The sequence below is a fragment of the Albibacterium sp. genome, from assembly GCF_035514885.1.
In the GTDB taxonomy this organism is placed as follows: domain Bacteria; phylum Bacteroidota; class Bacteroidia; order Sphingobacteriales; family Sphingobacteriaceae; genus Albibacterium.
Genome location: NZ_DATJCH010000023.1, coordinates 29,472 through 43,531, shown reverse-complemented (window position 1 = coordinate 43,531; position 14,060 = coordinate 29,472). Strand labels below are relative to the sequence as shown.

The 14,060-nt window shown below is 37.2% G+C and carries 12 protein-coding genes and 1 tRNA gene; 12 read left to right on the top strand and 1 reads right to left on the bottom strand.

Features of this window, described 5'->3' with window-relative positions:
• The 6 genes from VL047_RS10890 to VL047_RS10865 all read left to right on the top strand — a co-directional run bounded on the left by VL047_RS10890 (window position 1) and on the right by VL047_RS10865 (window position 6,661).
• The gene (locus VL047_RS10890; RefSeq protein ID WP_325360497.1) at window positions 1-1,035 is read left to right on the top strand and encodes a Gfo/Idh/MocA family oxidoreductase; all 1,035 of its coding nucleotides are present in this window, start codon (window positions 1-3) and stop codon (window positions 1,033-1,035) included.
• A 100-nt stretch (window positions 1,036-1,135) separates the two neighbouring features.
• Entirely contained in the window at window positions 1,136-3,208 is a 2,073-nt protein-coding gene (gene ppk1, locus VL047_RS10885; RefSeq protein WP_325360495.1) for a polyphosphate kinase 1, read from the top strand.
• On the top strand, window positions 3,205-4,083 hold the full coding sequence (locus VL047_RS10880; protein ID WP_325360493.1) for an exopolyphosphatase: 879 nt from the start codon (window positions 3,205-3,207) through the stop codon (window positions 4,081-4,083). The genes ppk1 and VL047_RS10880 overlap by 4 nt, the downstream gene beginning before the upstream one ends.
• Before the next feature lie 89 nt (window positions 4,084-4,172).
• Window positions 4,173-4,257: transfer RNA gene (locus VL047_RS10875), tRNA-Ser, on the top strand.
• Between the two features lie 227 nt (window positions 4,258-4,484).
• Window positions 4,485-5,963 (top strand): tetratricopeptide repeat protein, encoded by a 1,479-nt coding sequence (locus tag VL047_RS10870; protein WP_325360491.1) that lies wholly within the window; start codon window positions 4,485-4,487, stop codon window positions 5,961-5,963.
• A 116-nt stretch (window positions 5,964-6,079) separates the two neighbouring features.
• A complete protein-coding gene (locus tag VL047_RS10865; RefSeq protein WP_325360489.1) occupies window positions 6,080-6,661 on the top strand; it encodes a hypothetical protein in 582 nt (193 codons plus the stop codon).
• A gap of 39 nt (window positions 6,662-6,700) precedes the next feature.
• Here VL047_RS10865 and VL047_RS10860 read toward each other — a convergent pair whose 3' ends face one another.
• Complete coding sequence (locus VL047_RS10860) at window positions 6,701-8,158, bottom strand: NAD(P)/FAD-dependent oxidoreductase (RefSeq protein WP_325360487.1); 1,458 nt, start codon at window positions 8,156-8,158, stop codon at window positions 6,701-6,703.
• A 557-nt stretch (window positions 8,159-8,715) separates the two neighbouring features.
• On the opposite strand from VL047_RS10860, the gene VL047_RS10855 reads away from it, so the two are divergent.
• From VL047_RS10855 to VL047_RS10830, 6 genes are all read left to right on the top strand, one after another.
• On the top strand, window positions 8,716-9,909 hold the full coding sequence (locus tag VL047_RS10855) for a glycoside hydrolase family 88 protein (protein ID WP_325360485.1): 1,194 nt from the start codon (window positions 8,716-8,718) through the stop codon (window positions 9,907-9,909).
• A gap of 35 nt (window positions 9,910-9,944) precedes the next feature.
• Window positions 9,945-10,787: a 5-dehydro-4-deoxy-D-glucuronate isomerase gene (kduI, locus tag VL047_RS10850; RefSeq protein WP_325360483.1), complete on the top strand. Its 843-nt coding sequence runs from the start codon at window positions 9,945-9,947 to the stop codon at window positions 10,785-10,787.
• A gap of 14 nt (window positions 10,788-10,801) precedes the next feature.
• Entirely contained in the window at window positions 10,802-11,944 is a 1,143-nt protein-coding gene (locus VL047_RS10845; RefSeq protein ID WP_325360481.1) for a DUF4861 family protein, read from the top strand.
• Window positions 11,945-11,947: 3 nt separating this feature from the next.
• Window positions 11,948-12,718 (top strand): SDR family NAD(P)-dependent oxidoreductase, encoded by a 771-nt coding sequence (locus VL047_RS10840; protein WP_325360479.1) that lies wholly within the window; start codon window positions 11,948-11,950, stop codon window positions 12,716-12,718.
• 124 nt (window positions 12,719-12,842) lie between these two features.
• Complete coding sequence (locus VL047_RS10835) at window positions 12,843-13,010, top strand: hypothetical protein (protein WP_325360477.1); 168 nt, start codon at window positions 12,843-12,845, stop codon at window positions 13,008-13,010.
• A 96-nt stretch (window positions 13,011-13,106) separates the two neighbouring features.
• The gene (locus tag VL047_RS10830) at window positions 13,107-14,057 is read left to right on the top strand and encodes a sugar phosphate isomerase/epimerase family protein (RefSeq protein WP_325360475.1); all 951 of its coding nucleotides are present in this window, start codon (window positions 13,107-13,109) and stop codon (window positions 14,055-14,057) included.
• Window positions 14,058-14,060 lie beyond the last annotated feature (3 nt).

Here is a 14,060-nt window from a genome sequence, read left to right as displayed (position 1 = left end):
ATGACTGGAAAACCACTTAAAACCGGCTTGCTATCCTTTGGTATGTCAGGTAAAATATTTCACGCACCCTTTATAGCAGATAATCCATTGTTTGAATTTGTTGCTGTTGTTGAGCGCAGTAAAAAGGAAGCAGATAAACATTATCCAGGCATTATTTCTTATAATTCTGTGCAAGAATTACTTGATAATCCAGATATAGAACTGGTAATTATCAATACTCCGAATGACACCCATTTTGAGTTCTCTAAAAAGGCTTTAGAAAGTGGAAAACATATATTGGTTGAGAAACCCTTTGTGCCAACTTCACAAGAAGCAAGAGAATTGTTTGATTTGGGGAAATCGTTAAATAAGAAAGTGATGGTTTATCACAACCGTCGTTGGAATAGTGATTTTCTATCTGTTAAGAATGTTATAGAAAGTGAACGGATCGGAAAGCTGATCGAATTGCACATTCGTTTCGATCGCTATAAACCCGAAATTGGACCTAAGACTTTTAAAGAAGCTCCCATTCCGGGCAGTGGCATTGCTTATGATTTAGGCTCACACATGATTGACCAAGCAATTCACTTATTTGGCGCACCACAGAAAACTCTGAAAATAGGCACTAAGAATAGAGTAAATACTCAAATTGAAGACTATGTAAACTTTGTTCTTTCTTATGGAGAAGGATTGCAGGTTTTCATAACCATTAGTAACCTTGTTGTTGACAAAGGTCCGGCATATGTATTACGAGGTTCAGAAGGTACTTTCAAGAAATTAAGGTCTGATGTTCAGGAAGATCAATTAATTGAAGGTGTAAAGCCAAATGACCCTAGCTTTGGAGTTGAACCCGAGGGCAGTCAGGGTATACTTACTTATATTAATAACTTTGAAGAGAAAGTAGTATCACGCATAGCATCCCCAACGGTTTCCATTATTGGTTTGTTTGAAGAGGTATATCATACCATTCGATTTGATAAGCTTTTCCCGGTTACAGAAGAACAAGTTATTACCCAACTGGAAATATTAGAACAGCCTTACTGGAACCAGGAATAAATTCCTTTTAAATTTTATTCCTTAATTTTAATATTAGCTTTATATATACTTTATATTGCATTACAATATTTGTTATTGCTTTTAAGTTCGAGTTAATAATATGCAGAATAGTTCTGAATTAAAGGATATCCCCCTTATTAATAGGGAAATAAGCTGGTTGCATTTTAATGAACGAGTATTGCAGGAGGCTGCAGATCAGTCTGTCCCGCTTATCGAACGTTTACGATTTTTAGCTATCTTCTCTTCTAATTTGGATGAGTTCTACCGCGTTCGTGTAGCTACCTTAAATCGTCTATCAAATATAAATGTTCAGGCTAAGGAACTATTGGGATTCAGCCCTAAAAAAATTCTTAAGCTTATAAAGGAGCTAGTAGTAAAGCTAGAGCGGCAGTTTGATGATTTATATGAGGAAATAATCAAATTATTAGCAGCAGAGAAAATCTTTATTATCAATGAAGGTCAACTTAATGTAGGTAGGGGACAGTTTGTTCACAGATATTTTGTGGATGAAGTTCTTCCAAAGCTTGTGCCTATAATGCTCGATCATGGAAATATTAGCAGGCCTTTTCCTGATCTGAAAGATCGGAGAATCTATTTTCTAATTAAGCTTACGCATAAGAAGAAAATAAGCTATTCTTTATTAGAAGTACCAACTAAAGTCTTATCCAGATTCTTGATTCTTCCGTCCGAGAGAAACTTAAATTTCATCATTCTACTGGAAGATATTATTCGTTACTGCTTTAGTGAGCTGTTTTTTATTTTCAATTATAATAGTATCGAGGCCTATACAATTCAATTAACCAGAGATGCAGAGCTAGACCTTGATTTAAACCTCCAGGAGGAGTTTATCGATATACTAGCATCCAGTCTAAAGAAAAGAGATAAAGGTAAGCCTATGCGTCTGCTTTACGATTCTGAGATGCCGCAAGATATGCTCAACTATTTAGTGGATAAGATGAAGCTGGATTCGGATGCTTTTATTCCGGGAAACCGATATCATAATTTTAAAGACTTTATAAGATTTCCCAATGTTGGTGGAAAGCATCTTGAATATCGAAAGTTAAATCCTTTACCTGTGGCAGGCTTCAATTTACAGAAAAGCCTATTTAGTCAGATGAGGAAATCAGACTTTCTGATTAATTTACCTTACCAATCTTATGATTATATCATCCATTTTCTTCGCGAAGCCGCTATTGATCCGAAGGTGGTTTCTATTGCCATTTCTTTATATAGACTAGCTGAGTATTCAGATGTTGTTAATGCACTTATCAATGCGGTTAGAAATGGTAAAAAAGTTTACTGTTTTCTTGAGTTAAAGGCAAGGTTTGATGAGCAGGCCAACATAGACTGGAGTCAGAAATTAACAGAGGCAGGAGCTAAAGTTTATTTTGGTTTAGCAGACTTTAAAGTACATGCCAAAATATGTTTAGTTGGTAGAAAGGAACGTAAAGATATTCAATATTTTGCCACTTTAGCAACTGGAAACTTCAATGAGCAGACTGCTCATGTTTATTGTGATTATAATTTATTTACAGTAAATGATGCCATTATTGAAGATTTAAAACGCCTCTTTGCAGGCTTGGTACATAATGATTTTAATGATGATTATCAGGCTCTTATAACCTCTCCATTAGAAACTCGTCCTAAGCTTATCCAATTTATAGATAGAGAGATCGAATATGCAAAGGCAGGCATACCTGCGTCTATAATTTTTAAGCTAAATTCTTTAACTGATGAGGAAATCATTGCAAAGATGTATGAAGCAAGTAATGCCGGTGTGAAGATAGATTTGATTGTTCGGGGAATGTGTTGCTTAATTCCTGAAACCCCTGGTTTCAGCGAAAACATTAAAGTTCGTAGTATTGTTGATCGTTATTTAGAGCATGCCCGTGTATGGATATTCTCTAATAATGGAAACGAAGAGATTTATTTGAGTTCTGCTGATTTTATGAATCGCAACCTGGATAGAAGGGTAGAGGTAACTTTCCCGATTCTTGACCCTTCAATTAAACATCAGATCCGAAAAGTTATTGGATTTCAATTAAAGGACAATACCAAAGCAAGAGAAATTAATGCCGAGAATGACAATCGCTATATAAAAACTGAAGGTCGTTCTTCTCATCATTCACAACTAGAAACCTATTTATATTTTAAAAATAAAGTAAGCCCATGAGATACGCCGCGATAGATATTGGTTCCAATGCAGTCCGTTTATTAATAGCTGAAATAAGAGAAGACGGTAAAGAATATAATTTCAATAAGGATACGCTAATCCGTGTTCCACTTCGTCTGGGAGATGATGCTTTTCTGGAACATCGTATATCTGACAAGAAAACAAGTCTTCTGATAAAAACCATGTCAGCCTTCCGCAATCTTATGGATGCATATGAGGTGAAGGATTATATGGCTTGTGCTACTTCTGCTATGCGTGAAGCTGAAAACGGACCCGATTTAGTTGATAAAATAAAAGAAATAGGGATTGACTTACGAATTATTGACGGTAATCAAGAAGCTGAAATAATTTATTCCAGTCACGTTATAGAAAAATTAAATAGCAATAAGTCCTATCTATATATTGATGTTGGGGGAGGAAGTACAGAGCTTTCAATTTTTCATGCTGGTAAATTAGAAGCATCCAAATCGTTCGATATAGGTACTATCCGTATATTGGATAATCAAGATAAAGATGAAGTTTGGGATGATATGAAAAAATGGGCCAAGGATCATACAAAAGGTTTTAAACAGGTAATTGCAATCGGGTCGGGCGGGAATATTAATAAATTATTTTCTTTGTCGAATGAGAAGCCCGGCAATTTATTAAGCTATTCCACTCTGAAATCCCTATCAGATATGCTTAACAGTTATACATTGAAGGACCGAATTCAAATATTAGGTTTAAAGCCCGATAGAGCTGATGTTATTATCCCCGCTTGTGAAATATTTATCAGCTTAATGAAATGGGTAAAGATAAAAGAGATCGCTGTTCCACGTATTGGTTTAGTTGATGGAGTTATTCAGACATTAATTGATAAGAATCTGAAAAGTTAATCTTCAAAGAATGAACAGGTTAATGTGAAAGTATAAAAAAAGACAGCTTATTGTTTGCAGAATTGAGTAAAGTGTGTACTTTTGCCTCCGGAAAGCTGGCAGAGTGGTCGAATGCGGCGGTCTTGAAAACCGTTGACTGTCAAAGGTCCGGGGGTTCGAATCCCTCGCTTTCCGCACTCATAAAGGGCAATTAACTTAATTAGTTAGTTGCCTTTCTTTTTTTAAGGGCTGCGTAACTTAATGAAATTCAATAACATAGTTTGTTGTGAATAGGGAACTGCTGCAAAATTCCTGAAGGGTGGAGTAGTCTCAATGAAATACTTTTAAAGAATTAATTGATATTTTGAAAAAACCGCATGTTTTTTGCTTAGTAGTTGGCTAAAAAACTATTCACACGAATAATGATAAGGAAAGCTTTTATTTTAATAATACTCTTGGGCATTGAATTTCAAGCAAGTGCCAATTTTGACTTTAACGCTCGATGCAAGCAAGCCTATCAGGCAATATTTGATCTTCGTTTAAATGATGCACGAGATCTAATAGCACAAGAGAAATTGAGTAATCCCGATAATGGGATAACTATCCTTTTGGATAACTATGTTGATTATTTCACAATATTAACTTCAGAAAATAAAGCCGACTATGAAAGACTTAAAGGATCAAAATCAAGCCGACTAAATGCCTTGGAGAAACTGGATAAAGATTCTCCTTATTATTTATTTAGTCAAGCAGAAGTTAACCTTCAATGGGGAATGCTGGAAAGTCGGTTCCAGGAATACCTTTCTGCAGGCCTGACTATCAAAAAGGCAGATAAACTCTTATCATCAAATCAGACGAAATTTACAACATTCTTGCCTAATAAAAAGAGTTCAGGATTAATAGATGTAATTTTTGGCTCAATTCCGTCAAATCTGAAAGGAATATTCTCCACTATAGGCATTAAAGGAAATGCAAGTAGTGGAATTAGGACCTTGGAAAATCTAGCTATAACCTTACCTAAATCTTCGTATGCTTTTTATAAAGATGAAGTGGTTTTCTTCTTATGTTATATTGAGACGGATCTGGTGCAAAACAAATCCAATTACAATAAGATAATGGGCCATATTGCTACTTTAAATGATTCAAGCTTACTAAAAACATATTTACAGGGTTATGTGTCGGCTAAAAGTGGACGTAATGATCAGGCAATTGCGTACCTGCAAAAGCGCCCTGTAGGTGCTGATTACATTAAATTTCCCGCTTTAGACTATTTGTTAGGAAATGCAAAACTTCATCGTATGGATCCCGATGCAAATACATATCTTTCTAATTTTCTAAAAGAATATAATGGAATAAACTATGTGAAAGATGCCTACCTTAAACTTGCTTATTATTATTATTTAAAAGGAGATAATAATACGTATACTTCCTATTTGAAGGAAGTAAAGAGTAAAGGGGATTTATACGATGAGAAGGATAAACAAGCGCTTAAGGAAGCAAATGAAGCTGCACCAAATTTAAGCCTTTTGAAGGCTCGCTTATATTTCGACGGCGGTTATTATAGTAAAGCATTGGTTCAGTTAAGCAAGAAAAAGGAGAGTGATTTTAAACTGCAAAGAGATCGGATTGAATTCTATTATAGGTTGGGTAGAATTTACGATGAATCCGATAAGGTTTCATTCGCTATTGCAAATTACCAGCGTGCAGTTGAGATAGGGAAAAAGGCAACTTATTATTACGCAGCTAATGCAGCCTTGCATATCGGGGGTATTTATGAAAAGTTAAATTTTAAAAGCCAGGCAGCTAGTTATTATAAGCAGGCTGTCGCTATGAAAAATCATGAATATGAGAATAGCATTGAATCCAAAGCAAAAGATGGTTTAAAGCGGATAGGATATTAGTTAGCACCATTACTTAATATTGAATGCTGTTTACAATTTTCAATAAAAATTCTAAACTTTTTTCCCGGTTTGTTGGTTATGTAGTTATGAAGAGGGAATCAATAACTACAAAGCTAATGGATATAGTTAGGCAACTAAGCTTTCAGACTAACGTTAGGCCTAAATTACTGTCATCTTGTGAAATTTATGGCATGTGGGCACCCCCCGAAACCAAAGGAAATTGTAAGCGTTATGATTTTAAACTCGTTATTGCAATCGAAAATAAATCGATGCATACAGCTTATTCTGTTCGCATACAGCATATTTTACTGAAAGATAAACGAGTTTTTAATTTAACTGAAGAGGATACGGATCAGCCGGTAACTATTTCAGAAGGAAGTACACATAGCTTTAAATACAATTTCTCAGTGTGGTTACCGATTAGTCAGAATAAATTCTCTTCAACCACCAGACTGGATGAATTAAAAAAGAATATCGAGTTTGCATTGGTTTTTGAAGACGCTGCGGGAAAGCGATACGAAAGAGTTCAAGGTCTCCATTTTAGAAAGGGAAGTTTATTTGCAGCTGTTTCTATGAGCAATTTAAAAAAGAGTGGCGAGAATACAGCAGGAGGGAAATCCGGTTCTGGTACTAGCTTTCCATCTGTAACCCAAGGGAAATTCTCAAGTACGAGATATAAATATCTTAGGAGTCAATAAGTATCATAAGTTTCGAGATAAATTAAAAGCGAACATTCTTTATAAAGGGGTGTTCGCTTTTAATTTAAAGATATCTTTAAGAGCCCTTTTTGCAGCGTGATATCCACACATACCATGGACGCCTCCGCCCGGAGGTGTGGAAGAAGAACAGATATAGATTCCTTTGGCAGAAGTTCTATAAGGAGAAGCACTAATAACCGGACGAGTAAACAATTGTCCGATATCAATGATTCCACCATTAATATCCCCTCCGATATAATTTGGATTGTAGTTTTCCATTTGAGCCGGGTTAAAGCTATGCTTCGCTAAAATCCGATCTCTAAAGCCTGGTGCAAAGCGTTCTATCTGTTTTTCAATCCGGTCGGTCATATCCGTTGTAGAGCCATTGGGTACATGACAATATGCCCAGGCAGTATGCTTTCCGGCTGGTGCCCTGCTTTCATCAAATAAGCTTTGTTGAGCTAACAATACAAAAGGTTTTTCTACAATTTTACCTTTTGAGGATGTCTGTTCGCCAGCCGCAATTTCCTCTATTGTATTGCCAATATGAACCGTTGTTGCCCGCCTTGCTACATCTGCTGTAAATGGTATTGCTTCATCTAAGGCCCAATCTACTTTAAATACACCCATTCCATAGCGGTATTTTTCCAATTGCCATTTGTAAATTGATGAGAATTTATGTCCGGCTATTTCAAGTAATTGTTTGGGCGTAACATCCAGCAAAACGGCATGAGAAGAGGGTAATTGCTTGAGGGATTTTATATAAGTTCCGGTTTCTATCTTTCCCCCAAGAGAGGTGAAATAGGAAGCCATAGCATTAGCAATTTTTATGGATCCACCTTTTGGGATTGGCCACCCACCCAGATGTCCGGCAGCCATTAATACCAAGCCAATAGCCGATGTCGTTAGGTTGGATAAGGGTTGAATAGAATGTGCAGCCATCCCAGCCCATAAACCTCTTGCTTCTTGGGTCTTAAAGCGTTTGGCAAGCATTAAAGCAGATGTTAATGCCTTTAAACCAAATTGAGCCATGGGAATAGGTGCATCTGGAATTCGGAGTGCAGGCCCCAAAACATCTTTATCTATCTTGGGCCAATAGTTAACTATCGGTTTCATCAGCTTTAAATAGGTCTCTTTATCTTTTCCTAAAGCGGATGCTGTTTCCTCTATCGACTTAGTAAGGAAAGCTGCTTTCCCATTATCGAAAGGGTGAGCAGCAGCTATTTCAGGGTAAATAAGTTCCAAACCATGCGATTCTAAGGGGAGTGATTTGAAAAAAGGCGAAGCCGCTGCCATCGGATGAATAGCTGAGCATACATCATGAATAAAGCCCGGTAAAGTCAGTTCAGCAGAACCCATTCCACCGCCAATTGTATCCTTTCCTTCAATCAGCAAAGCGGATAAGCCAGCCCGTTGCAAAGTTATTGCAGCAGCCAAGCCGTTTGGCCCAGATCCAACCACTATAGCATCAAAATCTTTCTTTTCTAAATTATTCATCCGTATCAGTTATCCTTTCAAATTTAAGGATTCATTATTCATTTGAGGTGAAAGATGGTGTTTTCTTCTCTAGATTTGAAATGGAAAAAGCTTTAGGCAAATTTATACTAAATAGGAAATATACAAGAATTAAACAGGGACCAGACAGGGACCAAACAGGGGTAATATACGAGTTTTGCCCCTGTTTGGTCCCTGTTTGACCCCTGTTTGGTCCCTGTTTGACTAAATTGAGTTTTAAGCGATTCTTTAAGCCTTTACCTTTTATTTATTTGTTTTTTCTAACGAAATAAAAGGAAACTGTCAGGAAGGGTTCGAATGGGTTAGCGGATTATTTACTTTCACAAAGCGGCTTCCACAAGTTTTAGTGCAAAATGATGGATAGCTAGAAATTAATCGATTTTAAAAATTCTTCTTCCAATGATTATATTTATACAGTTAGTCGTAGATTCTTATTAATCCTTACATTAAACAGGGATTAAAATATTTTTCTAGTATTGTTATCGTAATACTTTAAATTTACAATATTAGATCATCCACTATATATTAAATTAACCAATATGAAAGTTAAACTATTGACTGCGCTATGCTTTTTATTAATCAATAGCGGAATGCTGAAAGCCCAGGCAAAGGATCAGAAGATGGGTGAATTAATTGATCAACAATTTAAGTTTGCTGATCAGCAGTATAAGATATTGGCTAAAAATGTTCCGGCCGATGTGATGCCTAAAACCTTGAATGCGACAACAGGAGAGGTGGTGACCAGTAATACAGCATGGTGGTGCAGTGGTTTTTTTCCCGGTTCTCTGCTCTACATTTATGAATATACGCAAGATGCTGAAATACTAGATGAAGCAAAGAGGAGGCTTACTATTCTTGAAAAGGAGAAGAATAATAAAGGTACGCACGATCTCGGCTTTATGATGTATTGCAGCTTTGGAAATGCATACAGGCTTCTGCATGATCCGGCATATAAAGATATTATAGAAGCCTCTGCTGCTTCTCTTTCAACACGGTATCATCCAGGTGCGCAGGTAATTCAGTCATGGAATTCAAATGATATGTGGGCTGGTCCTGTAATTATCGATAACATGATGAACTTAGAATTGCTAAGTTGGGTGAGTGATCATGGAGGTGATAAGAAATATAAGGAGATTGCAGTTAATCATGCTAACTCGACGATAAAGAATCATTACAGACCGGATTTCAGTGCTTATCATGTTCTTGATTATAATATGGAGACAGGGGAGGTATTGAAAAAAGTGAACTGGCAGGGATTTGCAGATGAATCTGCATGGAGCCGCGGACAGGCTTGGGGATTATATGGTTTTACTATGATGTATCGTTTTACAAAAGATAAACAATACTTGGATCAGGCAATACACATTGCGAACTTTATGTTAAACGATACCAATATGCCTGCTGATATGATTCCTTATTGGGATTATGATGCTCCGGAGATTCCAAATACCTATCGTGATGCTTCTGCTGGTGCAATTATGGCTTCTGCCTTATTGGAATTAGCTCAGTATACTGATAAAACAGCGAGTAAAAAGTATTTAGATGCTTCAGAAAAGGCTATCAGAACTTTGGCCTCAGATGCTTACCGTTCGAAACTTGGAGAAAATGGTGGCTTTCTGTTAAAACACGGAGTAGGGTTTTTACATCAGAATTCAGAGGTGGATGTTCCCCTTACCTATGGCGATTATTATTTTCTGGAGGCCTTACATCGTTATAAGGATTGGTATTTATAATTCTGTTTTTATTACAAATCGATTAAAATTAAATCATGCAAGAACATTTTGAGAAACGATATGCATTTAGTCCTGGTGAAACCAAGTTAATGGACACTGAGAAATTGCGAAAGAACTTTTTAATTAGTAAAATATTCGAGGCCGATCATATTCACCTTACTTTAACTCATTACGATCGATACATAGCAGGTGGGGCGATGCCGACAAGTGAGACTCTGCAACTTTCCAATCCTGATTATTTAAAGGCTTCTTACTTTTTGGAAAGAAGAGAGATGGGAATTATTAATGTTGGAGATAAAGGTACAGTAACGGTTGATGGAACTGCTTATGAACTTCAGTTTAAGGAGGCACTTTATATCGGTAGAGGATCAAAAGGGGTTAGTTTCTCTTCGGCTGATAAAGGTAAGCCGGCTAAGTTTTATATTAATTCGACTCCGGCTCATCATGCTTATCCTACTAAAAAAGTAACAGCGGCAGATGCAGAAGTTGTTGAGATGGGAAGTTTGGAAACTGCCAATCATCGGGTAATCAATAAGTTATTGGTTAATAGTGTCCTTCAAACCTGTCAGCTTCAAATGGGAATGACGGAATTAAAAACTGGAAGTGTCTGGAATACCATGCCTGTACATACCCATGATCGAAGAATGGAAGTTTACTTTTATTTCGAGGTGCCTGAAGGTCAGAGTGTTTGCCATTTTATGGGTGAAACACAGGAAACGCGTCATATCTGGATGCAGAATGAACAGGCAGTAATTTCTCCGGAATGGTCAATACATTCAGGTGCGGGGACCAGTAATTATACTTTTATATGGGGAATGGCGGGAGAGAATTTAGACTATGGCGATATGGATCATTGTGCTATTAATGATATTAAATAATTGAAAAGCATAAGATGAAAAAGATATTGATTCTTTTGTCATTGCTTTTTGGAACGGCACTAATGCTTTCTGCACAAACAAACGCAATAAACATAACCATAAGTAATTCGTTGGATATAGCAAGGGCAGATGAAGTAGTGGCTATTAGCTGGGCTTCCATTCTAAATAAATACCCTTCTATTGATACAGCAAATTTTAAAGTTGTAGATGCAGCAAGCAAGCAGGAGGTTCCTTTTCAGTTGGAGCATGCAGGACAGAAAGCTATTCAGAATTTATTGCTGCAGGTGAATGTGGTAGCCAAGGCAAGTATTCAGCTTTCGATCGTAGCAAATAAACCCGAAACTGTAGTTAGTAAAACTTACGGCCGCTATGTTCCTGAGCGTTATGATGATTTTGCCTGGGAGAATGATAAGGTAGCTTATCGGATGTATGGAAAGGCTCTGGAAACGAGACCCGACAATGCTTTTGGAATTGACGTTTGGGTTAAAAGAAGCAACAAACTGGTTATTAATGATTGGTACAAAACAGCCGATTACCATAAAGATCATGGTGATGGGATGGATTATTATAGCGTAGGATTGACCTTAGGCGCTGGTGATATTGCACCTTTTGTGATGGATTCTGTTTATTATTCTAAGAATTACCACCATTGGAAAGTGTTGGATAACGGACCCTTGCGCACAAGTTTTCAGTTAGGGTACGATGCATGGGATGTTGCTGGAAAATCTGTAAGTATAGTAAAAACTATATCGCTAGATGCAGGTTCTCGCTTTAATAAAATCGAGGTTGTTTACAGCTATAATGATGGTGAGGATTTGCCTGTAGTGATCGGCATTGTAAAGAGAAGTGAACCCGGTATTGTGATGATGGATGAGCAGCAGGGAATAATGAGTTATTGGGAACCGGAACATGGTGCAGATGGTATTACGGGCGTTGCTACAATTTATCCGCATGGATCCGTGAAAATGGATTCAGATAAAATTCATTTACTAACACATGCATCTGTTAAGAGCAATGTGCCTTTGGTATATTATAATGGTTCTGTATGGAGCAAAGCAAACGATGCTTCGGCGGGTACTTCTGCTAAGCAGTGGTTTAAATACGTAGATTTGTTTAATCAGAAGTTGAAAGAGCCACTTAAAGTTACAATTCAATAAATTATGTCAGTATTAGATTTATTTAGTTTAAAGGGAAAAATAGCCTTGGTTACGGGTTGTAAAAGAGGAATTGGAAAGGCTATGGCAGAAGCTTTAGCGGAAGCTGGTGCTGATATTATCGGTGTTTCTGCCAGTCTGGAGTTAAGAGATAGTGATGTAGAGCTTTCTGTTAAAGCAATGGGTCGGCAATTCTATGCCTACCAATGTGACTTTAGTGGCCGGAATGCAGTGAATCAGTTTGTTGAACAGGTGAAAAAAGATCATCCTGTTATTGATATCCTTATTAATAATGCCGGCACGATTTTGAGGAAGCCAATTGCTGAACATCCGGATGAATATTGGGATGAGGTTGTTGCAGTAAATCAAACTGCTCCGTTTATTCTTACCAGAGAAATCGGAAAGGAAATGCTTAAACGTGGAAGTGGTAAAGTGGTTTTTACTGCGTCGCTGCTTACTTTTCAGGGCGGAATAACTGTACCCGGCTATGCAGCCAGCAAGGGAGCTATCGGTCAGCTTACAAAAGCTTTTTCAAATGAATGGGCTGCAAAAGGTGTAAATGTAAATGCAATTGCACCGGGTTATATTGCCACTGATAATACAGCTGCTTTGCGCAAAGATGAAAATCGTAGTCGTTCTATTATGGAGCGTATTCCTGCAGGTCGCTGGGGTAATCCGGATGATTTTAAAGGGCCAGTGGTTTTTCTGTCTTCAAACGCTTCAAATTATATGCATGGTACTGTAATGACGGTTGATGGTGGATGGATGGGCAGATAATTGTTGCCTATGAATTCGTTAGCCGACAAAAACCTGTTATTTACCGACTAAATGAGCTGATATAACGATTAAGTGTTTATATATTAGATAGATGAGATTATGTTTGGTAATCAATTATACCGATATGTTCTCAGATTTTACTCCAATTAAGTATATTTTAAAGGCGATAGAGATAATAATTCTGTATTTGGCTTTGCTGTTTTCAGGTACGGGGAATGCTCTTGTTCAAAATGCAGAAATGGATACTCAAAATGAAAATACCGTAAAAACGACAGATCGTTATTTACCTTAATCATCTTTTTAAGAATTCTGGAACTTAGTATTGCTTCTCTGTAATTAATAATTGTATTTTTACGACAAAAGGATTACAAATAAGAGATTAACCAATATGACCGACTTTTCATTAAACCGCCGACAGGTATTAAAAACATTGGGTTTAACGGCAGGAGCTTCGCTGTTAAGATTACCAGCTTCTGCAAAAGAAAGTTCAACACAAGCAAATCCTAGTTTTAAGTATGCGCTCAATATGAGTACTATTCGTGGACAGAAATTAGGTTTTGTGAAAGAGTTGGAAGTTGCCTCGAAAGCAGGTTTTGGTTCAGTTGAAATATGGATAGATTCCTTTCAAACATATCTAAAAGGAGGAGGCTCGGTAAAAGAAGCTAAAAGAATTATCGATGATTTAGGTCTTGAAATAGAGAATGCAATTGGTTTTGCCAGATGGATTGTTGATGATGAGGCTGTTCGTAAAGCAGGACTTAAGCAATTGCAGGCAGAAATGGAGCAATTAGCAGGGATAGGTTGTAAGCGAATTGCTGCTCCACCATCGGGTGCCAATAGTGCTAACGCTGCATTAATTGATTTGAATGTTATTACTGAAAGATATATTAATATTCTTGAATTGGGGGAGCAAACTGGTGTGAAACCTGTGCTTGAGATGTGGGGTGCGTCACCTAATTTGAAGAAAATTAGTCAGGTGCTTTACGTGGTTGCAGAAAGCGGACATAAAGACGCGAGTGCTTTATTGGATATTTTTCATATTTATAAAGGGGGCTCAAGTTTTGACAGCTTGCCATTTGTAGGTAGGGGAGCTATTGATATCTTTCATGTTAATGATTATCCATCAGGCATTGTTCCTGCTAAAATATCTGAACCAGATCGTATTTATACAGGAGATGGTGTTGCACCGATTCGCCAAGCTTTGCAGGCGATTAAAAATCCTGATAAGCCAGTAATTATATCGCTGGAAGTTTTCAACGAAAGTTATTATCAACAGGATGCATTATTGGTTGCACAAACCGGTTTAGCTAAGATGAAAGCGATTGCTGAAGGAGTATAGTAA